This window comes from Ancalomicrobiaceae bacterium S20, assembly GCA_040269895.1.
Classification (GTDB): Bacteria; Pseudomonadota; Alphaproteobacteria; order Rhizobiales; family Ancalomicrobiaceae; genus Methyloraptor; species Methyloraptor flagellatus.
Genome location: CP158568.1, coordinates 2867761 through 2891574, shown reverse-complemented (window position 1 = coordinate 2891574; position 23814 = coordinate 2867761). Strand labels below are relative to the sequence as shown.

Genomic DNA, 23814 nt, shown 5'->3' with positions numbered 1-23814 from the left:
CCAACGCGAACTCAGGCTGAAGGCGACTTCTCGGCGGCTATCAGGAATTCCTGGTTGCCGTCGCCGCCCGCGATCGGCGAGGCCATGCGGCCGCGCACGCGCCAGCCGCCGGCCTCCAGGAACGCGGCGATGCCCTCGACCGCGGCCTGCGCCGCCGCTTCGTCCTTGACCAGCCCGCCCTTGCCGATCGCCTCGCGGCCGACCTCGAACTGCGGCTTCACCAGGAAGACGCCGAGCGCGCCGGGCCGCGCGAGCCGCAGCGCCGGTGGCAGCGCGAGCTTCAGCGAGATGAAACTGACGTCGGCGACCACGACATCCGGCGCGAAGCCGAGATGGGCGTCGTCGAGATCGCGGGCATTCAGCCCCTCGATCGAGCGGACGCGTGGATCGCCAGCGATCGTGGCGTGCAACTGGCCGTGCCCGACATCGATCGCGACCACCGACGCGGCGCCGGCCTCCAGCAGCACCTGCGTGAAGCCGCCGGTCGAGGCGCCGACGTCGAGCGCGCGGGCGCCCGCGACCGAGAGGCCGAAATGCGCCAGCGCCGATTTGAGCTTCAAGGCCGACCGCGACACATAGGCGCCGGCCGGATCGTCGATCGCGATCGTCGCGGTCTCGGCGACCATGGCGCCCGGCTTGGTCTCGACCTTGCCTTCGACGCGGACTTCGCCGCGCAGGATCGCGTCGCGGGCGCGCGCCCGGCTCGGCGCGAGCCCGCGCTCGGCGAGGATCTGGTCGAGGCGGCGGCGGGACATGGGTGAGGGAAGACTTTGAGGGGAGACTTCGAGAGGAGGGCGGGCGGGTCTGCTCAGAGGCAGGCCGCGACGGCGCCGAGCAGCATGTCGAGATAGACCCCGTGCCCATAGCGCAGCCAGAGCCAGCCGGCCGTGCCGAACGCGACGACGGCGGTCGGCACGCCGACGAAGAGCGCGGTTCGGCGTTCGGCGGTGGTCATGGTGCGATCATAGGCCCGGTCGTGGCGACGCGGAAGGGCTTCCGCGTCGGGATCGGCGTCAGCTCCCGATCAGCGCCTTCAGCTTGGCCTCGGCCTTCGCGGTCTCTTCCTGGTAGTTGATGATGCCGACGAAGCGGCCCTGCGCGTCGAGCAGGTAGATCGCCGCCGTGTGGTCCAGCGTATAATCCTTGCCGTTCGGGTCCGGCACCTTGCGCGAGAACACGTGATAGGACTTGAGCATGGCGGCGACCTTGTCGGCCGCGCCGGTCAGACCCATGAACCGGTCGCCGAAGGCGCCGAGATAACCCTTCATCACTTCCGGCGTGTCGCGCTCGGGATCGACGGTCACGAACACGAAGCGCAACTTGTCGGCGGCGGGTCCGAGATCCTTGAACCAGACCTGCGCCTCGCCGAGCGTGGTCGGACAGACGTCCGGGCAGTGCGTGTAGCCGAAGAACATCGCGGTCGGCTGGCCGGGCAGCGACTTGTCGGTGAACGGCTTGCCGGTCTGGTCGATCAGTTCGAACGGCCCGCCGATCCCGGTCATCGGCTTCGAGAGCCCGGCCTCGGTCGCGGCGCTCTTGCCGAACTTGGTGTAGACCGCGAAGCCCCCCGCGACGACCGCGGCGACCGCGACCATCACCCACAGAAACAGCCGGATCGCCTTCAGGTTCATTGCGCGTGTCCTCTCGCGGCCAAAGCCCGGTCACGACGTCGAGCCGAGCCGGCGCCGGTATGGTTGCCGCCGATGTAAGCCGTTTGTGCAAATTTGCCAGTCCGGTTCGTGCCCGATCCGGCCTGCGCGGCGCTCATGCCACAGGTCGGGCGTCGATCAGGCACGGAGGCCCGAGGCGTCGGCCAGCGCCTCGGCCCGGCCGAGCGCGGCGAAGGCGGTCCGTACGATACCGGCCGCGTCCAGCCCCGCCGCCTTGTACATCGCCTCCGGCGCGCCGTGATCGATGAACACGTCGGGCAACACCATCGGCCGGATCTTGAGCCCACGGTCGAGCGCGCCGATCTCGGCGAGATACTGCAGGACATGGCTGCCGAAGCCGCCGACCGAGCCTTCCTCGATCGTGATCAGAACTTCGTGCTCGCGGGCGAGCCGGGCGATCAGATCATGGTCGAGCGGCTTCATGAAGCGCGCGTCGGCGACCGTGGTCGACAGGCCATAGCCGTCGAGCGTCTCGGCCGCCTCGATAGCCGCCTTGAGCCGGGTGCCGAGCGACAGGATCGCGATCTTGGAGCCCTCGCGCACGATCCGGCCGCGGCCGATCTCGAGCGGCCGGCCTTCGAGCGGCAGGTCGACGCCGACGCCCTCGCCGCGCGGGAAGCGGAACGCGCTCGGACGATCGTCGATCGCGATCGAGGTCGCGACCATGTGCATGAGTTCGGCCTCGTCGGCCGGTGCCATGATGACGAAATGCGGCAGGCAGCCGAGGAAGGCGAGGTCGAACGATCCCGCATGGGTCGCGCCGTCGGCGCCGACCAGCCCGGCGCGGTCGATCGGGAACCTGACCGGCAGCTTCTGCAGCGCCACGTCGTGGACGACCTGATCGTAGCCGCGCTGCAGGAAGGTCGAGTAGATCGCGCAGAACGGCTTGTAGCCCTCGGTCGCCATGCCGGCCGCGAAGGTCACGGCGTGCTGCTCGGCGATGCCGACGTCGAAGGTGCGATCCGGGAACAGCGCGCCGAACTGGTCGAGCCCGGTGCCGGACGGCATCGCGGCGGTGATCGCGACGACCTTGTCGTCGGCGGCGGCGTGCTGGATCAGGCTATCGGCGAAGACGCGCGTATAGGCCGGCGCGTTGGCTTTCGGTTTTGCCTGCTTGCCGGTGATCACGTCGAACTTGGCGACGCCGTGATACTTGTCGGCAGCGGCCTCCGCCGGCGCGTAGCCCTTGCCCTTCTGCGTCACGACATGGACCAGGATCGGGCCGTGCCCGGCATCGCGGACGTTCTTCAGAACGGGGAGCAGGTGATCGAGATTGTGCCCGTCGATCGGGCCGACATAGTAGAAGCCGAGTTCCTCGAACAGCGTGCCGCCCATGGCGAGGCCGCGGGCGAATTCCTCCGCTCGCTTGGCGCCGATCTCCATGAACTTCGGCAGCCGCCTGGCGAGCTGCTTGCCGAAATCGCGCAGGCTCAGGAACGTCCGCGAGGAGACCAGCCGCGCCAGATAGGCGCTCATCGCGCCGGTCGGGGGCGCGATCGCCATGTCGTTGTCGTTGAGGATGACGATCAGCCGGGCGCCGAGCGCGCCGGCATTGTTCATCGCCTCGTAGGCCATGCCGGCCGACATCGAGCCGTCGCCGATCACCGCCACGACGCGGTTGTCGTCGCTGGAGAGATCGCTCGCGACCGCCATGCCGAGTCCCGCCGAGATCGACGTCGAGGAATGCGCGGTGCCGAAAGGATCGTAATCGCTTTCGTCGCGCTTGGTGAAGCCCGAAAGCCCGCCCGGCTGGCGCAGCGTGCGGATCCGGTCGCGCCGGCCGGTCAGAATCTTGTGCGGATAGGCCTGATGGCCGACGTCCCAGATCAGCCGGTCGCGCGGCGTATCGAACACGTAGTGCAGCGCCACCGTCAACTCGACCACCCCGAGCCCGGCACCGAGATGGCCGCCGGTGACCGAGACCGCGTCGATCGTCTCGGCGCGCAGCTCGTCGGCGACCTGGCGCAGCGCGGCGGCGGGCAGCGCCCGGAGCTTGTCGGGCGTCGGCACGGTATCGAGCAGCGGCGTGAGGGGCGGTTTCGACACGGGCGACACGAGCCTCCGGGGCACGGGCGAGCCGGAACGGATCGCCGCAAACGGCCCGCGGGAACGCACGGGCGGCACGCCCACGCATACTTCACCGGCAAAACCGGCGCAAATCGGGATGGTGTCGCGGGAGGAGGGGCGCGCTCGACGGCGTTGAACGGCTTGCCGCTCTCTCAGTCCACGTCGAGAGGCTCGGCGCCGACCGGGGCGCCGTCGGCCGAGAGCCGGATCTTGTCGACGCGCGCCTCGGCCGCGGTCAGCAGCCGGCTGCAATGCGCCTTCAGCGCCTCGCCGCGTTCATAGGCCGTGATCGACTCCTCGAGCGGCACGTCGCCGCGCTCGAGCTTGGCGACGATCGTTTCCAGTTCCGCGAGCGCCTTCTCGAACGAGAGGGCGGCGACATCGGCGTTCGGCTGGGCAGTGTCGGTCATCGGATTCGGTCGTCTCCGCTCGGCATGAGAGGGAAACGCCGCCCGGCGGCGGGAGTCAACCGTCGACCGTCAACCATCGACCGCGCGAGGGCCCGCATCACCCCAGGTCGCATGGACCTCTTCCGCCACAGCGCGGACCAGCGCCCGGAACCAGACCAGCACCGGATCGGAGGCCCGGACCGCATGCGAGACGAGCGTCAGGTCGAGGATCGGGTTCGGCACCGGCGCCTCCACGACCTTTAGATCGAAGGCGTCGACGAACCGGCGCGCCAGCGTGCCGGCGAGCGTCGCGACCATGTCGCCGGCGGCGACGGTCGCGAGCGCCGTGGCGAAGGAGGGCGTGACGAGCGCGATCCGGCGCGTGAGCCCGATTGCGGCCAGCGCCGCGTCGATCTCGGTCCGACCGTCGCCGAAGATCGAGACCGCGACATGGTCGACGCTAGCATAGTCGGCGAGCGTCCAGCTTGTATCGGCTCTCGGGTGTCCGCGCCGCATGACGAGCGCGAGCCGGTCGCGCACGATCGGCTCGCTGATCGTGCCCGCCGGCAGCGGCTGGTTCGCGAGCCCGAACACGGCGTCGAGCGTGCCTTTCGACAGGCGATCGTGCAGGTCGGGCCCGTAGGCCTCGATCTGGAGATCGATGCCGGGCGCCTCGCGGCCGAGGCGCGCGACGAGGCCCGGCAGGATCAGGATGCCTTGCGCATCGGTCGCGGCGAGCCGGATCGTGCGCGTCACGGCGGACGGGTCGAAACTCGGCTCGCGGAACACCGCCCGCACGCCTTCCAGCGCGGCCACTACGCGCGGCGCCAGACGCTCCGCCATCGGCGTCGGCACGAGCCCGCCGCCCGAGCGCACCAGCAGCGGATCGCCGAACAATGCTCTTAGCCGGGCCAGCGCTCGGCTCATTGCCGGCTGGCTGAGGCCGACGTCGTTGGCCGCACGCGTGACATTGCGCCGCCGGAGCAGCGCGTCCAGCGCCGGCAGCAGATCGAGGTCGAGTCCGGCCAAATTCACTTCACGCATGAACAGGATCATATCAATGCATTTCCATCATGTCGATCGAAGGCCTAAACCCGGTCCCGGACAGTCGCCGGGACGACCGGAGCAGGAGAGCGGACATGACAGCGGAAAAGATCGTCGTTTTCGGATATGGCCCGACCGGGCGCGCGCTCGTCGAGCGCCTCCACGCCAAGGGGCGCGCGGTCACGGTCGTGCAGCGGTCCCGGCCGGCCGATCTCGCGGCCGGCGCGGACTTCCTGCGTGCCGACCTGCTCGACCGAGACGCCGTGTTGGCCGTCACGCGCAGTGCCAGCCACATCGCGATGACCGCCGGCTTCGTCTACGACCGGCGCATCTGGGCGCGGGATTGGCCGATCGCGATGGCCAATCTGCTGGCCGCCGCTGAGGCGACCGGCGCGAAGACCGTGTTTCTGGACAATCTCTACATGTTCGGCCCGCAGGACGGACCGATTGCCGAAGAGACGCCCTTCGCGCCGGCGAAGGGCAAGCCGGCAGTGCGCGTCGGGGTGACAGCGCAATGGCAGGAGGCCGCCCGCGCCGGTCGCGTGCGCTTCGCGGCGCTCAGGGCGCCTGACTTCTACGGGCCCGGCGTGACCAATTCCCACCTCGGCGACATGGCCTTCGGCGCGCTCGCCCGCGGCCGCACCGCCGTGCTTGTCGCGCCGGCCGACCGGCCGCACGATGTCGCCTATGTGCCGGATATCGGGAGGGCGCTCGAGACGCTGCTCGATGCGCCCGACGACGCCTATGGGCAGGCCTGGCACATGCCCTCGGCGCCGACCCGGACCCTGCGCGAGATCCTGGCGCTCGGCGCCGCCGCGATCGGCGTGAAGCCGCGCGTGCTGGCGATCCCGCTCGGCCTGTTGCCGGCGTTGGGGATCATCCAGCCGATGTTCGGCGAGCTCGCCGAACTGCGCTTCACCTGGGACCGGCCCTACCGGGTCGACGGCTCGAAGTTCGCGCGCCGGTTCTGGGGCGACGTCACGCCGTTTGAAGTCGGTGCGGCCGCGACCGCGCGTGCCTTCGCCGCCGGCGCGGGTCGTGTGCTCACGCCGTCATCAGCGTCATGACGTGGGCGGCGACCGACTTCGCCAGCCCTTCGAGGTCGTAGCCGCCTTCGAGCACGGAGACGAGCCGCCCGCCCGCGTGGGCATCGGCGAGGTCCATGAGCTTGGCGGTTGCCCAGGCGAAATCGGCTTCGACCAGATTGAGCCCGCCGAGCGGATCGCGGTGGTGGCCGTCGAAGCCGGCGGAGATCACGATCAGGTCCGGCCGGAAGTCGGCGATGCGCGGCAGGATCGCGATCTCGAACGCCTCGCGGAACTCCGCACCGCCGTCGCCGGAGCGGAGCGGCGCGTTGACGATCGTGTTCTTCTCGCCGGTCTCGTTCAGCGCGCCGGTGCCCGGATAGAGCGGCATCTGGTGCGTCGAGGCATAGAGCACCGAGCCGTCGTTCCAGAAGATGTCCTGGGTGCCGTTGCCGTGGTGGACGTCGAAATCCATGATCGCGACGCGCTCGGCGCCGTGGGTGCGCTGCGCCCAGCGCGCCGCCGCGGCGGCGTTGTTGAACAGGCAGAAGCCCATTGCGCGGCTCCGCTCGGCATGGTGGCCCGGCGGTCGGATCGCGCAAAAGGCGTTCGAGACCCGGCGCGAGAACACCTCGTCGACCGCCATGCACACGCCGCCGACCCCGCGCAGCGCGGCTTCCCACGAACCCGGCGACACGGTCGTGTCCTCGTCGATGCGGATGAGCCCGTCCTCGGGCATGGCAACGCGGATGTTCTCGACATAGTCGGCCGGATGCGCGAGCTCGGCCTGCAGGATCGTGCCGAGCGGCGCGAGCTCGCGTTCGAGCGCCTGGAAGCGCTCATGCTCCAGGATGCGATCGACCGCGCGGATGCGGTCGGGGCGCTCCGGATGGCCGAGCGGCGTCAGGTGCTCGAGGAACTTCGGGTGATGGACGAGCAGCGTCGACATGGGCGTTCCGTCTCCATGGGTCGGTTCGACCCTGTCTCCCTGGCGTGCGGTCCGGCCCCGGGCGTCCCAGGGGCGGCCGAACCCTGACCCGCGTTCGGCCGGGGAGCATAAACCCTTCAGCCGCCGAGGTTCTTCTGGTCGATGAGACGCCGTGCCACGGTCGCCGTCAACCGCGACGGACGTCTCGTCTGAAAGGCGATTGTCTCGCGATGGCGGTAATGCGCCCCTGACATCGATCAAATCCGGCCTCGATCTTTCGTCGGGGCGACTTTCGGCGGGGCGCGGGTGAGGGCGAAGGCCTCGATGGTGCAGGAGCGGTGTGTCAGCCGCGCGGCGCGGCCGCCCGCGCCAGCCGATCGCGGATCGCCTCGCCGAGACCCTCGGCCGGGATCGGCATTACCGCGATGGCGGCCGCGCCGCTGCTGTCCAGCCGGCGTAGCGCGCCGAACAGGTTGGCTGCCGCCTCGGTGAGATCGCCGGTCGCGCTCAGCGTCTCGACCGCGACCGCCTGATCCTGCCCCGCGATCGGCTCAGGCCCGAATGCGAGCAGCGCCTCGCCGGCACGGACCTCGCGGGCGTCGAGCCGGACCGCCGCTTCGGGCGCGTAGTGCGAGGTCATCATGCCCGGCGCGAGCAGGACCTCGTCCGACGCATCGGCATCGTGTCCCGATGGAGATGCATCGAGCGGCCGCCCCAGCACGGCCTCGATCTCCGCGCGCGAGACGCCGCCGGGCCGGAGCAGGCGCACATCGTCACCGAGACAGGCGACGATGGTCGATTCCACACCGACCGGGCAGGGGCCATCGTCGACCACCACCGCGACCTTGGCCCCGAGCTCGGCGACCACATCGGCCGCGGTGGTCGGCGAGATGCGGCCCGAGCGGTTGGCGCTCGGCGCCGCGACCGGCCGGCCGAGCCCGGCGAGGACCGCGCGCGTGACCGCGTTCGCCGGCACGCGCAACCCGACCGAGTCGAGCCCGGCGGTGGCGAGATCCGAGATCGGCGAGCCGGGCTGCTTCGGCACCACCAGCGTCAGCGGCCCCGGCCAGAACGCCTGGGCGAGCCGCCGCGCGTCGGCGTCGAAGCGCCCGTGCGTCTCGGCCGCCGCGAGATCCGGGACGTGACTGATCAGCGGATTGATGCTCGGCCGGCCCTTGGCGGCGTAGATCCCGGCGACCGCCGTGCCGTCGGTCGCGTCCGCGCCGAGCCCGTAGACGGTTTCGGTCGGCAACGCCACCAGCCGGCCGGCGCCCAGGGCCTCGACCGCCGCGGCGATCGCGGCCGCGCGGGAGCCGTCGTCGGTCGAGATCAGGCGTGGGGCGGAAGAGGCGAAGGCGGACATGGTGCGTGAACTCTGCGCCCGCCGGCGGCTCATCCGAAAGAAAGGGGCCGGACAGGGTTGACGTATACGAGAGGGTGCATACTGTGCGTGCCGCCGAGCATGCGAGAGGCTTCGAGTAGCAGCCGCGCGAGCGAGCGTCGAGCCCGTCGCCAAGGCTCCGGCCGCGCACGAGAGCCCTGAAGGGCCGAATTCCGGGAGAGACAGCCATGACCTACCGCGCCCCCGTCGCCGATATCGCCTTCGCGCTGAAGCACACGGCCGGCCTTTCGGAGGCGATCGGGCAGGGGCTTCTCGGCGATCTCTCGATCGATCTGGTCGATGCGATCCTCGATGAGGCCGCGCGTTTCGCCAACGACCGGATCGCGCCGCTGCTCAAGGTCGGCGACAAGCACGGCACGCCGCTGAAGGACGGCGCGGTGACGACGCCGCCCGGCTGGGCGGCGACCTACCGCGCCTGGACCGAAGCCGGCTGGAACGGCCTCTCCGCGCCCGAAGCCTGGGGCGGTCAGGCGCTGCCGCTGATGCTCAACATGGCGACGCAGGAGATGTGGGCGGCCGGCTCGATGGCCTTCTCGCTCTGCCCGACGCTGACGGTCGGCGCGATCGAGGCGCTGGTCGCGCACGGCTCGGAGGCCCTGCGCGCGCGCTATCTCGAAAAGCTCGTGTCCGGCGAATGGACCGGCACGATGAATCTGACCGAGCCGCAGGCCGGCTCCGATCTCGGGGCGCTGCGCACCCGCGCCGAACCGGTCGGAGACGGCAGCTACCGGATCTTCGGCACGAAGATCTTCATCACCTATGGCGAGCACGACATGGCGGACAACATCGTCCACCTCGTGCTCGCGCGCCTGCCCGACGCGCCGGCAGGCACGCGCGGCATCTCGCTGTTCCTGGTGCCGAAATTCATGGTCAACGACGACGGCTCGCTCGGGGAGCGCAACGACGTCAAATGCGTCGGCGTCGAGCACAAGCTCGGCATCCACGGCTCGCCGACCTGCACCATGGTCTATGGCGACGAGGGCGGAGCGGTCGGCTGGCTGATCGGCGAGGAGAACCGCGGCGTCGCCTGCATGTTCACGATGATGAACAATGCCCGCCTCGCCGTCGGCATCCAGGGCGTGGCGATCGCCGAGGCGGCGTTCCAGAAGGCGCTCGCCTACGCCAACGACCGCCGGCAGGGCAAGGCGCCGGGCGCGAAGGCCGAGGGCATGAGCCCGATCGCCGAGCACCCCGATGTCGCGCGCATGCTCTTGACCCAGAAGGCCTATACCGCCGCAGCCCGGGCCATCTGCTACGCCTGCGCCCATGCGATCGACATGAGCCACACGACGGCGGGCGACGACGCGCGCCGCTGGTCGGAGCGCGCCGGCCTGCTGACCCCGCTCGCCAAGGCCTTCTCGACCGACGTCGGCTGCGAGGTCGCCTCGCTCGGCGTGCAGATCCACGGCGGCATGGGCTTCATCGAGGAGACCGGCGCCGCGCAGTTCTACCGCGACGCCCGCATCGCGCCGATCTACGAGGGCACCAACGGCATCCAGGCGATCGATCTGGTCACGCGCAAGCTGCCGCTTTCCGCCGGCGGCGCGGTGCGATCGATGACCGAGGAACTGGTCGCCTATGCGCGGGCGGCCGAGATCTCCGGCGCCACCTGGGGCCGGACCGGCCGTGCGCTCGAGGCCGCCTTCGAGGCGCTCGATCGCGCCACGGACTGGATCGCCGCCGCACAGGCGCGCGACCCGGCTGAGGCCCTGGCGGTCGCCACCCCTATCTGCGGCTGATGAGCCTGACCTACGGCGGCGCGCTGATGGCCAAGGGCGCGCTCGCGGCCGAGGCGGAAGGCGTCAACGATGCGCCGGCCCGCGTGGCGCTGGTGCGCTTCTTCGCCGAGCACCTGCTCGGCGAGGTCGCGTCGCTCGCCGATCGCGTGCTGCACGGCGCCGCCGTCGTCGCCGACGCGCGCATCGCGCTCTGAACAAAAGCCAATCGAGGGGGGGACACCATGACGGAAGCGACAGCCGCATCGAGCGAATTCATCCAGGCGAGCCGCGACGGCGCCGTCGCGGTGCTCCGGATCACTCGCCCCGACAAGAAGAATGCGCTGACAACCGCCATGTATGCGGCACTCACATTGGAGTTGACGCGGGCCGAGGCGGATCCGGCGGTTGCGGTGCATTGTCTGCTCGGCGTGCCCGGGGCTTTCTCGGCCGGTAACGACCTCGAGGACTTTCTGGCTTTCAGTGCGCAGGGCAAGCTCGGGACGGAAGTGCTCGATTTCCTGAACCGCGCCGCGACGCTGGACAAGCCGCTCGTGATCGGCGTCGACGGGCTGGCGATCGGCATCGGCACGACGCTGCTGCTGCATGCCGATCTGGCGCTCGCCTCGGATCGCTCGCTGTTCCGCACCCCCTTCACCGACCTCGGCCTCGTCCCGGAGGCGGCGTCGAGCCTGCTCGGCCCACGGCTGATGGGTCATGTGAAGGCGTTCGAACTGCTCGTGCTCGGCGCACCCTTCGACGCGGGAGCCGCCGAGAAGGTCGGGCTCGTCAACAAGGTCGTGGCGGCGGATGCGCTGGAGCCGGCGACGCTGGATCTCGCCCGCGCGCTCGCCGCCAAGCCGCGCGAGGCGGTCGCGATCGGACGTGCGCTCCTGCGCCAGTCGCAGCCCTTCGGCCGCGCCGAGGTGCAGGCGCGCATTGCGCTCGAGGGCGAGAAGTTCAAGGAGCGGCTGACCTCGGCCGAGGCGCAGGCCGCGTTCCGGGCCTTCCTGACCAAGAAGAAGAGCTGAGGCACGACAAAAGGCAGAAGGCGGCGCCACGTCGCGCCGCCCGTTTTCAGCCGAAGCGGAAGAACAGGTCTTCCAGGTCGCGGCCGAATTCCTTGTCCTCGACCAGCGTCCCCTCACGCCGCTTGAGGATATAGGGCCGGAACGTGCGGTAGATGCGCTTGACGTCGATCGAGATCGCGCCGCGCAGGATGTTCTCGTCGCAGATCTTCAGGCCGAGGCAGCGCGTGAACTGATCGAAGGATTGCACCAGCAGGTCGATGCGCGGTGCCAGGCCCTTCTCGCGGATGAAGGCATCGAGCGACGCATCGCGCTTGGCGATCAGCACGTTGCGGGTCTCGTCGTCCTTGGCGGCCGCGATTTCGCGCTGGATCGGTTCGATCGTCGACCACCAGGGCTTGAGGTCGTCGCTGAGCCGCATGTAGGCATCGTGCGCCGGCATCTCGTAGAAGCGGTCGACCAGATCGAGCGTATAGGCGATCCGCTGCGTCTCCTGCGCTGCAGGCACGCGCACGAAATGCTCGAACGAGCCCCAGCCCCAGCCGCCTGTCGCGACCAGCGCCACGCAGCCGAATGCCGCCGCGCTGCGCCCGCGGGTTCGCGGTCGCACGTGCGAGCATCCCGCCAGTCGCCAGACCGGAGGCGCCCGCGGGGAGGAGGCGATAGGGGCAAGGTCGGCAGGCGACCGGGCTTCCGTCGGTCGGGTCATCGGCTCCTCAGGGACCGGGGGCTCCTCGGCGGCCAGGGTTTTGCGACCGAGCCTCAGCGGCCGGGTCGCTGCGGCTTGGCGCAGCACGGACCGCCGCAGCAGACATCCTGCCACGGCGGACGCTGCGGCCGGTTCTGGGCCTCGGCGAGCGACACGCCGCCGATCACCAGGGTCGCGAACAGGATCAGGAACGTCTTCATCATGGAACGGGATCCCATCGGTCCTCGCGGGCTCGATCGAAACGCACGGATGCGGCCGTTTCGTGAAACCCGCGCGGGCTGACAACGCGGACAGACCAACATCATCGATCCCCGATCGAGGCGCGACACGTGCATCGCCTCTCCTCGGGTCTCGACCGCGCGGGCGACACGGCCCGCGCTCTCGATCGTCACCATGACACGGGCCACCTGAACGCAGGCCGAACGGAGCCTTCAGCCGGCCGTGCTCGCGCCGAAATCATCGCCGCTTGCGCGCCCTGAGGAAGGCCTCCAGCTCGGCGTCGCCCTCGTCAGGCAGGGTGATCCGCGGATGGACATAGAGATCGCCGCGGGTGCCGGTCTTGTCCGGCAGGCCCTTGCCGCGCAGGCGCAGCGACTTCGCGCCGGTCGTGCCCGCCGGCAGCGTGATCTCGACCGTGCTCTCGAGCGTCGGCACCCGCACCTTGGCCCCGAGCACCGCCTCGTCGAGCGCGACCGGCAGGTCGAGCCGCAGATCGCGGCCTTCGACGCGGAACTGCGCGTGCGGCAGGATATGGACCGTCACGATCGCATCGCCGGCGCCGCCCGGGCCGGCATGGCCCTGGCCCTTGAGCCGGATCTGCTGGCCGTCGACGACCCCCTCGGGCAGCGCGACGTCGAGCGTCTTGCCACTCGGCAGGTTCACGCGAACCTTGGCGCGGGTCGCGACCTCCTCCAGCGTGACATCGACCGAGGAGGCCACGTCCTGCCCCTTCTCCGCCGGCCCCGAGCCGGCGCCGCGACCGCCCTCGAAGCCGCCGAAGCCGCCGCGCGCGCCGCGTTTCTCGCGCCCGAACGCCTGGCCGAGGATGTCGGTCAGGAAGTCGTCGAACTCCGGCGCGCCGCGTGCCTTGCCGGCACCGCCACGGCCGCCGCCGAACGGATCGCCGCCGAAACCCTCGAAGCCGCCGCCGCCGAAGCCGGTGAAGCGCGGCTTGCCGTCGGCGCCGATCTCGCCGCGGTCGAACTTGGCGCGCTGCGCCTTGTCGCCGAGAATCTCGTAGGCGGAATTGACCTCCGCGAAGGCGTCCTTGGCCTTCGGGTTGTCCTTGTTCTGATCCGGGTGATGCTGCTTGGCGAGCTTGCGGAAGGCCTTCTTGATCTCGTCCTCGCTGGCCGAGCGGCTCACCCCGAGCACGTCATAAGGATCGCGCATGCGTCTTTCACCCCTCGGGTTCGCCGATCTGCGGCCGAACCCTTCCATCGGGCAGGCCGGCGCATCGCCGCACAGCCCGCAGTCCTGTCCCTCCGACGTCCGTGCAGGCCCGCCGGTCGCTTGGCGCCGCGTGCCGGGGCCCCGCGACGAAGCATAACTCGGGCCACAATGTGGGCGTTCGTACCGCGAAACGCCAGAGCGTTCGCGTCTTATCAAGCCAAGAATCGCGCATTTGACGCGTCGGGCGAGGGATTTGCCGAACGGATCCTCCGACGCGCCGGGCTCAGGCCGCGCGCTCCTTCGGCCGCGCCTTGGCGGCCGGCTTCGTGGCAGCGGGCTTCGCCGGCGACGGCTTCGCGTCCGGCGGAGGCGTCGCCGGGCTCGGCACGGCCGGTCCGATCGCGATCAGCTCCCAGCCGCCGGTCGCACCCTTGCAGATCCGGCCCTCATAGAGCTCGACGCCATCGATCTTGGCGAGTGTGGTCCGGAAGTCCCGGCAGGCCGCACCCGTCGGGCTGCGGCTCTCGGCGGTCCGCGTGATCGTGCCGGAATGGCCGGTCGCGGCATTGCTCCAGGCGATGGAGAGGATCTCCGCCGCCTCGATCTTGGCGATGCGCGCGGCGACGACGTCCCAGTCGCCGCTCGGCGCGTCGCGGCCGGCCGTGGCCGGCTGCGGGATCGAGCCCGTGACATCGCCCTGTCCCGGCCCGTCCCCGAACGGCAGCATCGAACTGCAGCCGGAAACGCCGAGGAGCATTGCGAGAACCGCGACGATACGACCCTGACGCAGGGCGTCGGGCGCGATATACCTCGCAAGAGACCGAGCCGCCAACTCAAACACCCCACGCGCGACATGACCGATCAGTTCACCGAGAATCCCCCGGAAGCGTTAACGGCCGGTGACTTCAGCGCCGCGGAGGAGCCGTTTCGCCTGTTTGCGGCCTGGCTGAAGGAGGCGGAGGCGAGCGAGCCGAACGATCCGAACGCCATGGCCGTCGCCACCGTCGACGAGACCGGGCTGCCGAACGTCCGGATGGTGCTGCTCAAGGGCTTCGACGAACAGGGCTTCGTCTTCTACACGAATTTCGAGAGCCGCAAGGGCCGCGAGATCCTCAGCGCCGGCAAGGCCGCGCTGCTGTTCCACTGGAAGAGCCTGCGTCGGCAGGTCCGTGTGCGCGGGCCGGTCGAGGTCGTCACCGACGCCGAGGCCGATGCCTATTACGCCTCGCGAGCACGCGGCAGCCGCATCGGCGCCTGGGCCTCGAAACAGTCCCGTCCGCTCGAGAGCCGCTTCGCGCTCGAGAAGGCGGTCGCCGAATACGGCCTGAAGTTCGGCATCGGCGAGATCCCGCGCCCGGCGCACTGGTCGGGCTTCCGCATCGTGCCGCAGGTGATCGAGTTCTGGCACGACCGGCCGTTCCGACTGCACGATCGCATCGAGTTCACCCGCGAAGCGCCGGGCGCCGCCTGGGGCAAGAGCCGGCTTTATCCCTGATGACCGCGGCGGCCTGGGCCCGACCCCGGCCGCCCGCTCACAGCCAGCCGCGATACTTGAACACGCCGTAGGTGCCGGCGACCGAGGCGACCATCAGCATGAGCGCCATCGGATAGCCCCAGGCGAGGTCGAGCTCGGGCATGGCGTGGAAGTTCATGCCGTAGATCGAGGCGATCAGCGTCGGCGGCATGAACACGACCGCGAGCACCGAGAAGATCTTGACGATCTGGTTCTGCTGCAGGCTGACGAGGCCGAGCGTCGCGTTGAGCAGGAAGTTCACCTTGGCGTCCATCGAGGCGGCATGCTCGGTGAGCGAGCGCACGTCCTGACCGAGGGTCGCGAGATGGGTGCGGTCGTGATCGGTCAGGCCGCAGTCGCGGTCCGGACGGTCCTCGACCAGGAACAGGAGCGCGCGCGACAGCGAGACGAGGCTTTCCTGGATCCGGCCGATCGCCGCGCCCTGGCGGCCGATCGCCTTGATGTTCGGCCCGAGATCGCGGCCGCGCGCGCCGCCGTTGATCTCCGCCGCGAACACGGCGGCCGAGACCTCGTCGATCTCGCCGCCGATCCGCTCCAGCACGTCGGCGATACGGTCGATGATCACGTCGAGCAGGCCGAGCAGCACCGCCCGGCCGCCGTCGATGCCGGAGCCCGGCTTGGTCGCGCGGCCGGCGAAGATCTCGATCGAGCGCGGCTCGTCGTAGCGCACCGTACAGAGCCGGCTCTGCGCCAGGATGAAGGTGACGGGCGTCGTGTGCGGCAGCGCCTTGTCGGTGCGGATCGGCAGCAGCACGGTCATGTAGACCGCGCCGTTCTCGTCGTAGAGCCGGCTCGATGCCTCGATCTCCTGCTGCTCCTCGCGCGTCGGCACCGAGACGCCGAGGATCGCCTCGACGGCCCGGTCCTCCTCGGGCGTCGGCTCGATCAGATCGAACCAGACCGCCTCGGGCGAGATGGCGGCCTCGCGCAGGGCATCGGCTTCACAGGCGTAGGATTTCAGCATCGTCGATCCGGGCAGGCGGCCCGGCGATCGGGCGAGACCCGAGAGATCGCGTCTCGCGGCGGCCACGTCAAGCCGAGACGCCGAGGTCGCGCGCCCCGAGATGCATGGCGAGCACATAGGAGCGGCACGAGTACGAGGGGAAGGGGAAACCGCGCGATCGCCGCGCTACGGCAGCGGGCGCGCCGCCGGCCTCGGCGCTGCGCCCCGAAAGCGCTGCGCTTCATAAACAGCAATGGCGCGAACCGGTCCGGCCGCGCCATTTGCTCTCATCCCGAAATCGCAACCCCGCCGGGCGCGGCAACACAGCGCCGCGCGCGAGCGTCACGACATCTGGTTGTTCGGCTTCTTCGGCTTCGGCGTGCGAAACGACGCCGCCGCCGCGACGGCCGAGATGCCGACCGACTTGTACTGCTGACCGAGATCGACCTTGTCCTTGCGCTTCGGGGTCGATTGCTCGAATTGCTGCTCTTGCACCTTGGTCTCGGACATTTCCAACGATCCTCATTCCTTCCCGGGGTGTTCGGCGCGCATCTGCGGGCGCGTCCGATCCTCATGACAGTCGATTCCGTCGGAGACACGACGATCCCGAATCCCGAGAGGGAAGCCGGTATCGGCGCCATCCACATGCCCGGACGGAGCTCTTTGGCATATGGGTACCGATTGCGGCTTCATCGTGATGTCACAAGGTACGATTCGAATATTTCAGACTTTCTTGACCACGTGCAAGCGTGAAAACGCAAGGGAATGGCGGATAAACCGCCGCACCCCGGTTTCGACCGGATGGTTCGATCACGTATGCATCATGCACTCGGTGGCGCTACTGCCGCATCCGGCGCATTTGCCTGTTTGATTGGCTGGCTGATAAATCGGCGCCCACCGATCCGCGCTGTCCCGGACCGTGTCGGTCACGCCGTGACCGGGCCGGCGGGGCGCACCGTCACATGGACGATTTCCGGCGGGGAACCGAAGCGGATCGGCAGATGCGAACAGCCGAGCCCGCCGGAGACGATCAGGTGCCGGCCGTCCTCGACGATATGGCCGTAGCGGAAGCGATTGCCGTAATCCGAACCGGTCTCGATCGCCCCGATGAACGGCAGCACGATCTGGCCGCCGTGGGTGTGCCCGGACAGTGTCAGCGCGACGCGATCGGGAATGTCGGGGAACAGATCCGGCTCGTGCGCCATGTGGATGACCGGCAGGTCGTCGGTGATCTGGGCGAGCGTGCCCGGCAGATCGTCGACGCCGCCGTGCCGGTCCTTGAGCGCGACCATGCTGCCGGTCCCCGACAACCAGAACCGATGTCCGAGCGCGTCGATCCGGCGCGCCGTGTTCTCGTAGAAGGTGATGCCCTGGCGGATCAACGCGTCGCGGACCCCTTGCGGCCCCTCCTCGCGCCAATAATCGTGATTGCCGAGGATCGCATGCACGCCGAGCGGCGCCCGGAGCTTGCCGAGCGGCGGCGACCACTCCTCCGGCGGCAGGATCCGTGTCGGCACCCGCCGCATCGACGAGACATAGTCGCCGAGCAGAAGCACGATGTCGGCATTGAGCGCATTGGTGGCCGCGACGATCTCCTCGATCCGCCACAGCGGCATCCACGGATCGCAGGCATGGATGTCGGCGACCAGCGCCATCGTCAGCGGCTTCGCATCGGCCGGCCAGCGCGGCAGCGCGAGATCGTAGCGTGTGACGTTCAGCCGGTAGCGCGGTTCGTAGCCGACCGCATAGCCGCAGAGGCCGAGGAACGCCGCGCCGGACGTCAACACGGTGCCGAGGAAGTGCCGTCTCGAGATCATTCTTCGTCCTGCTGGGGCGGAGGGTGTGCGGCGTTGGGGCGCCCGCTGGCCGCGCCGGTCGGGGCGGGCGGACAGCCGGCGTGGAACCACCCCGGCACGGCGAAATGGTGACGGCCGCGCCCCCGGGGGAGGGCGCGGCCGCATGGCAGCACGAATTGTTGCGGATATGGTGAAGATCAGCCGCGCAGGCCGTCCTTGGTCACCATCGCCTCGCCGTCGTCGAGCGCCTTCTCCAGCCGGTCGAACAGCTCGTTGAGCTCGGCCTCGGAGATGACCATCGGCGGGCAGAGCGCGATCGTGTCGCCGATCGCGCGCAGGATCGCGCCGCGAGCCTGCAGGAAGCCGACGATCTTGGCGCCGACGCCCTGCTTGGGGTCGAACGGCCGCTTGGTCTTCTTGTCGGCGACCAGCTCGACGCCACCGACGAGGCCCTTGACCCGCACGTCGCCGATCAGCGGATGCTCGGCGAGCTTGGCGATGCGCGCGGCGAACAGCGGCGCGAGCCCGCGCACGCGGCCGAGGATGTCGCGCTTCTGGTAGATCTCGATCGCCTTGACGCCGAGCGCGCAGCCGAGCGGGTGGCCGCCGTAGGTGTAGCCGTGGCCGAACACGCCGATCTTGGCCGACTCGCTTTCGAGTGCATCGACCATGAACTGCGGCAGCATGACCGCCGACAGCGGCGCATAGGACGCGGTGAGCTGCTTGGCGACCGAGATCGTGTGCGGCTTGTAGCCGACCGCGGTCGAGCCGAACCACTCGCCGGTGCGGCCGAAGCCGGTGATCACCTCGTCGCCGATCATCAGGATGTCGTGTTCCTCGAAGATCGGCTGGATCGCGGCGAAGTAGCCCTCTGGCGGCACGATGACGCCGCCGGCGCCCATGATCGGCTCGGCGATGAAGGCCGCGATCGTCTCCGGGCCTTCCTTCTCGATCAGGGCGCGCAGGTTCGCCGCGAGACGGGCGACGAAGGCCTCTTCGGTCTCGCCCTCGAGACCGAAACGATAGTGATGCGGGCAGTCGGCGTGCAGGACGCGCGGCACCGGCAGGTCGAAGTCGATGTGGTTGTTCGGCAGGCCGGTCAGCGAGGCGCTCATCACGGTGACGCCGTGGTAGCCCTTGACGCGGCTGATGATCTTCTTCTTGTCCGGCCGGCCGAGCGCGTTGTTGTAGTACCAGGCGAGCTTGATCTGGGTGTCGTTGGCCTCCGAGCCCGACGACGAATAGAGCACCTTGGAGATCGGCACCGGCGCGATCTCCTTGAGCTTCTCGGCGAGCTCGATCGCCACTTCGTAGCCCTTGGCGCCGAACAGGTGATAGTAGGGGAGCCGCTTCAGCTGCTCGGTGCCCGCCTCGACCATCTCCTCGTCGGAGAAGCCGAGACCCGCGCACCACAGGCCCGACATGCCCTCGATATATTCCTTGCCCTGGGTGTCGTAGACGTAGACGCCCTTGCCGCGATCGAGCACCAGCGGTCCGATCTCGCGGACGCGATGCAGCGGCGTATAGGGATGGACCAGGGCTTCGATATCGCGGACCTGGACGTTGGTGAGCTGGGTGGTCATCGGGATCTCTCGCGCGAGGCTGCGGTACGTCGGCGCGGGAAACTGGGGTCCCGCACCGATGCGGCGACGCGACACCATAGCGAAGCGGGGACGCCGGGTCAGTCGAGGATTTCGGGGATCCGGGGTGCGATGGGCGCGGGGCGGCCTAGTTCCGCGCCGGGCGTGCGCCGATGCCGTCGAGGAACAGTCCGATCAGATGGGCGATCCGCGTCCTCGGCGAACCGAGTTGTTCGGTGGCCAGCGAGGTCGCCACTGCGACGACGACGAGGTCGTCGAACGAAACGTCGGCGCGGACCGCGCCGGACTGTTGCGCGCGGTCCAGCAGGCGGCGGCCCTCCGTGCCCATCGCCTCGCAACCCGCCGTCCCGCTCTGCAGGATGGCGCCGAGCGAGGCCGCGAACCCGCGATAGACGCTCGTATAGACCACCAGCTCCTCGAGGTAGGCGCGCAGCGCCGCCAGCGGTTCGAGCGCGTTGGCGCGCGCGCGGCTCTCGGCCGCGACCGCCAGAAATCGCGCGCTATAGGCCTCGGCGAGAAGTGACTCGCGGGTCGGGAAACGCCGATAGAGCGTTCCGATCCCGACGCCGGCGCGCCTGGCGACGTCTTCCATGGTCGCATCGGCGCCACGCTCCAGAAACACCGCCTCGGCCGCAGAGAGGATGCGCTCGCGGTTTCGCTGGGCGTCGGCACGCAAGGATGGGGCGGCGGTCACGGGAATCCCTTTCGACGGCACTTGCGAAAACGGAGGAATCCTCCACATAAAACAAGCGGAGCAAGGCTCCACTTAATCGGAGGGACATGGAATGACAAGGCGATTCGAAGGCAAGGTCGTGGCGATCACGGGCGGTACCGACGGCATCGGGTTGGTGACGGCACGATCCTTCGCCGCGGAAGGCGCGCAGGTCTATGTGACGGGGCGGCGACCGGAGAAGCTGGATCAGGCCGTCGCCGAGATCGGCCACGGCGCGGTCGGCGTGCAGGGCGACGTCGGTGTGCCGGAGGATCTCGACCGGCTCTACGCGCGCCTCCGACAGGATCACGGCCGGCTGGACGTCGTCTTCGCCAACGCCGGCATTTCGGAATCCGCCGCGCTCGGCGCAATCGACGAGGCGCATGTCGATCGCCTGTTCGCGACCAACCTCAAGGGCACGATCCACACGGTGCAGAAGGCGCTGCCGCTGATGACGGCCGGCGGTGCGGTGGTGCTCGCCGGTTCCGTGGCCGGCAGCACGGGGATCGGAGCGCTCTCGATCTACAGCGCGACGAAGGCGGCCATCCGGTCGTTCGCGCGCACATGGACGACCGATCTGAAGAGCCGCGGCATCCGCGTGAACGTGGTATCGCCCGGCATGGTCCAGACGCCGGCGATGCAGGCCTACTTGGAGAACAATGCCGGTGCCGAGGATGCCTTCAAGCAAATGATCCCGTTCGGCCGCCTCGGGAGTTCGGACGAGATCGCCGCGGCCGTACTGTTCCTCGCCTCCGATGCGGCGAGCTTCGTCGCGGGGCACGAATTGTTCGTCGACGGCGGTGTGATGGCCGTCTAATTCGGTTGTTGCGACGATCGGACGAGCCGGCGGCAGGCGGCGTCGCGGGTCGGACCGAGCCGAGGCTCCGGTCCGGTCCGCGGCGTGGCCGGAGCGCCCGCCGGCCGCCGCGTGCGTCGAGACCATGGGTGCAACGTGCAAGAATTTGCCCGGCCTTGTCGCAGCCAGTCGTCGGCTTTCGCTCTCGAAGCGACCACAAGTCAGATCGAATTTTGGCAAGGTGGTACGCGCGCCCGTCGGGATCGGGTCTAACGGCTGGTCGGAGTGGCAGGATTTGAACCTGCGACCCCCTCGTCCCGAACGAGGTGCGCTACCAGACTGCGCTACACTCCGTCTGCCGTGGGCGTGCTTATAGCGACCGCCCCCCCGGCCCGCAAGCGCGAATTTCGCCTGTGGATGAATGCGGTTTCCGGCCTGTGGAAACCGCCGTGCCTCGACGGCGCCGCCGACGCGGCGGCTCGGCTCCGGCGAGGCGACGGACGGGCGCTCGCCGGGAGGCGGTCCCGCCGGCCGGCAACGCGGCCGGCGCACGCTTTGCCAGGAGGCCTGCCCGCCGCCGGCAGTGGCTCGGTACCAGCCAGGGTCTCATATGCGGCCGGGGAAACCGCGCCGCGCCCGTGTTGCCCGGCCGTGTCGACTTGGCTATACGGATGCGTCGCCGCCGCACCCTCATGGGAGCGTCGCGCATTGGGGCGTCGCCAAGTGGTAAGGCAGCGGATTTTGATTCCGCCATTCGCAGGTTCGAATCCTGCCGCCCCATCCAGGCTTCCGATCACGGATCGCTTTGGCGCGCTGGCATAACGCTCGCGTCGCGCGTTCCCCCCGGCCGGCAAATTCGCTAGGCTTTCCGTTCCCCTCACGGACGCCTCGACCCATGCGCATCCTGCTCGTCGAAGACAATCAAGACCTTGCCGATTGGCTCGGCCGGCTCTTGCGCAAGGACAATTACGTCGTCGACCATGTCGGTGACGGCGAGACGGCCGACGACGTGCTGAAGACCGAGGATTACGCGCTGGTGCTGCTCGATCTCGCCTTGCCCGGCATCGGCGGCATCGAGGTTTTGAAGCGGCTCCGCGCGCGCAAATCGAGCGTGCCGGTGATCGTGCTGACCGCCAACGACGCGCTGACCAGCCGCATCGGCGGGCTCGATGCCGGCGCGGATGATTACGTCGTCAAGCCGTTCGACGCGAGCGAACTGGCCGCGCGGGTCCGCGCCCAGCTTCGGCGCACCGGCGCGGGCCGGCAGACCGCGGTGACGGTCGGCCGGCTGACGCTCGATACCGGTTCGCGCAGCTTTCTGGTCGACGACCAGCCGCTGGCGCTGACCCCGCGTGAACATGCCTTGCTGGAGGCGCTGATCCTGCGCGCCGGCCGGCCGGTCCGCAAGGAGGCGCTGGTCTCGGCCGTGTTCGGCCTCGACGACGACGCCGGTCCGAACGCGATCGAGGTGCACGCGCACCGCCTGCGCAAGAAGCTCGAGGGCTCCGGCATTGCCATCGTGACCGTGCGCGGCCTCGGCTATGTGCTGAGGGCCGAGAATGCCTGACGCGCCCGCCGCCGGAGCGGCCGCCGAGCCTTCCGCGCCGACCCGGCGGCGCCGCGCGTTGCGATCGCTGCGCTCGCGCCTGCTCGCCTGGCTCCTGGTGCCGCTCGCGGCGCTGGCGGTCGTCAATGTCGTGACCACCTGGCGCACCGCCGACGTCAGCGCCGGTCTCGTCGTCGACCGCATGTTGACGGCCTCGGCGCGCGTGATCGCCGAGCAGGTCAAGGATCAGGACGGCGTCTGGGAGGCGCTGATCCCGCCCTCGGCGCTGGAGATGTTCCAGTCGCAGGATCGCGACCGGGTGGTCTATCGGGTGCTCGCGCCCGATGGCGCGCTGATCGCCGGCTATCCGGATCTGACGCTGCCGCCGCGCCCGCCGACCGAGGCGCGGCCGGTCAGCTACGACACGCTGTTTCGCGCCGAGCCGATCCGCGTTGTGGCACTATCCCAGCCCGTGGTCGGCCGGCAGGGCCTCGGCCATGCGACCGTGATCGTCGGCCAGACCCTGAAAGGCCGCACGCGCATCGTGACGGAACTCTGGACCACGGCGCTCGGCTCGCAACTCGTCGTGCTCGCCGCTGCCGGCCTGATCGCGGTCTATGTGCTGTCGCGCGGGCTTGCGCCGGTCGGCCGGCTCGGCCGCGCGGTCGCGGCGCGCGATCCGAACGACCGCTCGGCCATCGCCCGCGACGACATTCCGAGCGAGCTTCTGCCGCTCGTCGATGCGCTCGATGCCGCGTTCCGGCGGGTCGGCACCTATGTCGATCTGCAACGCCGGTTCATTGCCGATGCCGCGCATCAGCTGCGCACGCCGCTCGCCGTGATGAAGACGCAAGCCGCCGTCGGCCTCGATGAGACGACGCCGGAAGGCAGCCGTCGAGCGCTCGTCGGGCTCGATCGCGCGGTCGATGGCCTGACCCGGCTCGTGCGGCAGCTGCTCATGCTCGCCCGCGCCGAGCAGGGGCCGGATGCGGTGATGAAGACGCGGCTCGACCTGCGTGCCGTGACCGTCGACGTGCTCGATCGCCTGATCGGCTTTGCGCTCGATCGCCGCATCGATCTCGGTTTCGAGGCGCCCGAGGGCGAAATGCCGCTCGCCGGTCATCCGACGCTGATCGGCGAGTTGATCGCCGCGCTGGTCGAGAATGCGCTGACCTACACACCCGAGGGCGGCGAGGTCGCGGTCCGGCTCGGTGTGACCACCTTCGAGGATGGCGCGCCCGGCTGGCGGATCACCGTGATCGACACCGGTCCTGGTATCCCGGAGGTCGAGCGCGAGCGCGTGTTCGAACGCTTCCATCGCGGCCGCGGCGTTCTCCCCGACGGCACTGGTCTGGGGCTCGCCATCGTCCGCGAGGCGGTGGAGGCACATCGGGGCACGGTGACGCTGGCCGATGGGCCCGAGGGGCGCGGGCTCCAGGTCGAGGTGCGGCTGCCGGCGGGCGCGGCGTGACGAACAAAAAAGGCGGCCCGCAGGCCGCCCTTCGCGTTCTTCGGAA

General features: G+C 69.7%; 23 protein-coding genes, 2 tRNA genes and 1 pseudogene. 8 read left to right on the top strand and 18 right to left on the bottom strand.

Going from position 1 to position 23814, the window contains the following annotated elements:
* Nucleotides 1-11 precede the first annotated feature (11 nt).
* The 6 genes from ABS361_13155 to ABS361_13130 all read right to left on the bottom strand — a co-directional run bounded on the left by ABS361_13155 (nucleotide 12) and on the right by ABS361_13130 (nucleotide 5182).
* A complete protein-coding gene (locus ABS361_13155; GenBank protein ID XBY43051.1) occupies nucleotides 12-755 on the bottom strand; it encodes a TlyA family RNA methyltransferase in 744 nt (247 codons plus the stop codon).
* 53 nt (nucleotides 756-808) lie between these two features.
* Nucleotides 809-955, bottom strand: a complete 147-nt coding sequence (locus ABS361_13150) for a hypothetical protein (GenBank protein XBY43050.1) — start codon at nucleotides 953-955, stop codon at nucleotides 809-811.
* A gap of 58 nt (nucleotides 956-1013) precedes the next feature.
* Nucleotides 1014-1631: an SCO family protein gene (locus ABS361_13145; protein ID XBY43049.1), complete on the bottom strand. Its 618-nt coding sequence runs from the start codon at nucleotides 1629-1631 to the stop codon at nucleotides 1014-1016.
* A gap of 156 nt (nucleotides 1632-1787) precedes the next feature.
* Nucleotides 1788-3716, bottom strand: coding sequence for a 1-deoxy-D-xylulose-5-phosphate synthase (dxs, locus tag ABS361_13140; GenBank protein ID XBY43048.1), 1929 nt, complete (start codon nucleotides 3714-3716; stop codon nucleotides 1788-1790).
* A 173-nt stretch (nucleotides 3717-3889) separates the two neighbouring features.
* On the bottom strand, nucleotides 3890-4147 hold the full coding sequence (locus ABS361_13135) for an exodeoxyribonuclease VII small subunit (protein ID XBY43047.1): 258 nt from the start codon (nucleotides 4145-4147) through the stop codon (nucleotides 3890-3892).
* Between the two features lie 69 nt (nucleotides 4148-4216).
* A complete protein-coding gene (locus ABS361_13130) occupies nucleotides 4217-5182 on the bottom strand; it encodes a LysR family transcriptional regulator (protein ID XBY43046.1) in 966 nt (321 codons plus the stop codon).
* An 83-nt stretch (nucleotides 5183-5265) separates the two neighbouring features.
* On the opposite strand from ABS361_13130, the gene ABS361_13125 reads away from it, so the two are divergent.
* Nucleotides 5266-6237 carry an NAD-dependent epimerase/dehydratase family protein gene (locus ABS361_13125; GenBank protein XBY43045.1) on the top strand — a complete coding sequence of 324 codons (972 nt, stop codon included), beginning with the start codon at nucleotides 5266-5268 and terminating at the stop codon, nucleotides 6235-6237.
* Here the strand turns inward: ABS361_13125 and ABS361_13120 are convergent.
* Nucleotides 6215-7144 (bottom strand): histone deacetylase family protein, encoded by a 930-nt coding sequence (locus ABS361_13120; GenBank protein XBY43044.1) that lies wholly within the window; start codon nucleotides 7142-7144, stop codon nucleotides 6215-6217. The two genes, ABS361_13125 and ABS361_13120, sit on opposite strands and share 23 nt — an antisense overlap.
* 322 nt (nucleotides 7145-7466) lie before the next feature.
* Nucleotides 7467-8486 (bottom strand): L-threonylcarbamoyladenylate synthase, encoded by a 1020-nt coding sequence (locus ABS361_13115; protein XBY43043.1) that lies wholly within the window; start codon nucleotides 8484-8486, stop codon nucleotides 7467-7469.
* 206 nt (nucleotides 8487-8692) lie between these two features.
* On the opposite strand from ABS361_13115, the pseudogene ABS361_13110 reads away from it, so the two are divergent.
* Nucleotides 8693-10458 (top strand): annotated as a pseudogene (locus tag ABS361_13110) (acyl-CoA dehydrogenase).
* Between the two features lie 27 nt (nucleotides 10459-10485).
* The gene (locus ABS361_13105) at nucleotides 10486-11271 is read left to right on the top strand and encodes a crotonase/enoyl-CoA hydratase family protein (protein XBY43042.1); all 786 of its coding nucleotides are present in this window, start codon (nucleotides 10486-10488) and stop codon (nucleotides 11269-11271) included.
* Between the two features lie 46 nt (nucleotides 11272-11317).
* Here the strand turns inward: ABS361_13105 and ABS361_13100 are convergent, their stop codons facing one another.
* From ABS361_13100 to ABS361_13085, 4 genes are all read right to left on the bottom strand, one after another.
* Entirely contained in the window at nucleotides 11318-11878 is a 561-nt protein-coding gene (locus tag ABS361_13100) for a hypothetical protein (GenBank protein ID XBY43041.1), read from the bottom strand.
* Between the two features lie 152 nt (nucleotides 11879-12030).
* A complete protein-coding gene (locus tag ABS361_13095) occupies nucleotides 12031-12180 on the bottom strand; it encodes a hypothetical protein (GenBank protein ID XBY43040.1) in 150 nt (49 codons plus the stop codon).
* Nucleotides 12181-12433: 253 nt separating this feature from the next.
* A complete protein-coding gene (locus ABS361_13090; GenBank protein XBY43039.1) occupies nucleotides 12434-13369 on the bottom strand; it encodes a DnaJ C-terminal domain-containing protein in 936 nt (311 codons plus the stop codon).
* 283 nt (nucleotides 13370-13652) lie between these two features.
* The gene (locus ABS361_13085) at nucleotides 13653-14096 is read right to left on the bottom strand and encodes an RT0821/Lpp0805 family surface protein (protein ID XBY43038.1); all 444 of its coding nucleotides are present in this window, start codon (nucleotides 14094-14096) and stop codon (nucleotides 13653-13655) included.
* Between the two features lie 126 nt (nucleotides 14097-14222).
* On the opposite strand from ABS361_13085, the gene pdxH reads away from it, so the two are divergent.
* Nucleotides 14223-14864, top strand: coding sequence for a pyridoxamine 5'-phosphate oxidase (gene pdxH / locus ABS361_13080; GenBank protein XBY43037.1), 642 nt, complete (start codon nucleotides 14223-14225; stop codon nucleotides 14862-14864).
* Nucleotides 14865-14901: 37 nt separating this feature from the next.
* On the opposite strand, the gene ABS361_13075 is transcribed toward pdxH, so the two are convergent.
* The 5 genes from ABS361_13075 to ABS361_13055 form a co-directional block, all read right to left on the bottom strand.
* On the bottom strand, nucleotides 14902-15867 hold the full coding sequence (locus ABS361_13075; GenBank protein ID XBY43036.1) for a magnesium transporter CorA family protein: 966 nt from the start codon (nucleotides 15865-15867) through the stop codon (nucleotides 14902-14904).
* A 321-nt stretch (nucleotides 15868-16188) separates the two neighbouring features.
* Entirely contained in the window at nucleotides 16189-16356 is a 168-nt protein-coding gene (locus ABS361_13070) for a hypothetical protein (GenBank protein XBY43035.1), read from the bottom strand.
* 416 nt (nucleotides 16357-16772) lie between these two features.
* A complete protein-coding gene (locus ABS361_13065; GenBank protein XBY43034.1) occupies nucleotides 16773-17663 on the bottom strand; it encodes a metallophosphoesterase in 891 nt (296 codons plus the stop codon).
* Between the two features lie 176 nt (nucleotides 17664-17839).
* A complete protein-coding gene (locus ABS361_13060; GenBank protein ID XBY43033.1) occupies nucleotides 17840-19225 on the bottom strand; it encodes an aminotransferase in 1386 nt (461 codons plus the stop codon).
* 145 nt (nucleotides 19226-19370) lie between these two features.
* Entirely contained in the window at nucleotides 19371-19937 is a 567-nt protein-coding gene (locus ABS361_13055; protein ID XBY43032.1) for a helix-turn-helix domain-containing protein, read from the bottom strand.
* A gap of 91 nt (nucleotides 19938-20028) precedes the next feature.
* Here ABS361_13055 and ABS361_13050 point away from each other — a divergent pair, with 91 nt between their 5' ends.
* The gene (locus ABS361_13050; GenBank protein XBY43031.1) at nucleotides 20029-20772 is read left to right on the top strand and encodes a glucose 1-dehydrogenase; all 744 of its coding nucleotides are present in this window, start codon (nucleotides 20029-20031) and stop codon (nucleotides 20770-20772) included.
* 256 nt (nucleotides 20773-21028) lie between these two features.
* Here the strand turns inward: ABS361_13050 and ABS361_13045 are convergent.
* A tRNA-Pro gene (locus ABS361_13045) sits at nucleotides 21029-21105 on the bottom strand.
* A gap of 355 nt (nucleotides 21106-21460) precedes the next feature.
* Here ABS361_13045 and ABS361_13040 point away from each other — a divergent pair.
* From ABS361_13040 to ABS361_13030, 3 genes are all read left to right on the top strand, one after another.
* Nucleotides 21461-21535 (top strand) — tRNA-Gln (locus ABS361_13040).
* A gap of 111 nt (nucleotides 21536-21646) precedes the next feature.
* A complete protein-coding gene (locus ABS361_13035; protein ID XBY43030.1) occupies nucleotides 21647-22318 on the top strand; it encodes a response regulator in 672 nt (223 codons plus the stop codon).
* The gene (locus ABS361_13030) at nucleotides 22311-23768 is read left to right on the top strand and encodes a sensor histidine kinase N-terminal domain-containing protein (protein ID XBY43029.1); all 1458 of its coding nucleotides are present in this window, start codon (nucleotides 22311-22313) and stop codon (nucleotides 23766-23768) included. The genes ABS361_13035 and ABS361_13030 overlap by 8 nt, the downstream gene beginning before the upstream one ends.
* Nucleotides 23769-23814: the final 46 nt, after the last annotated feature.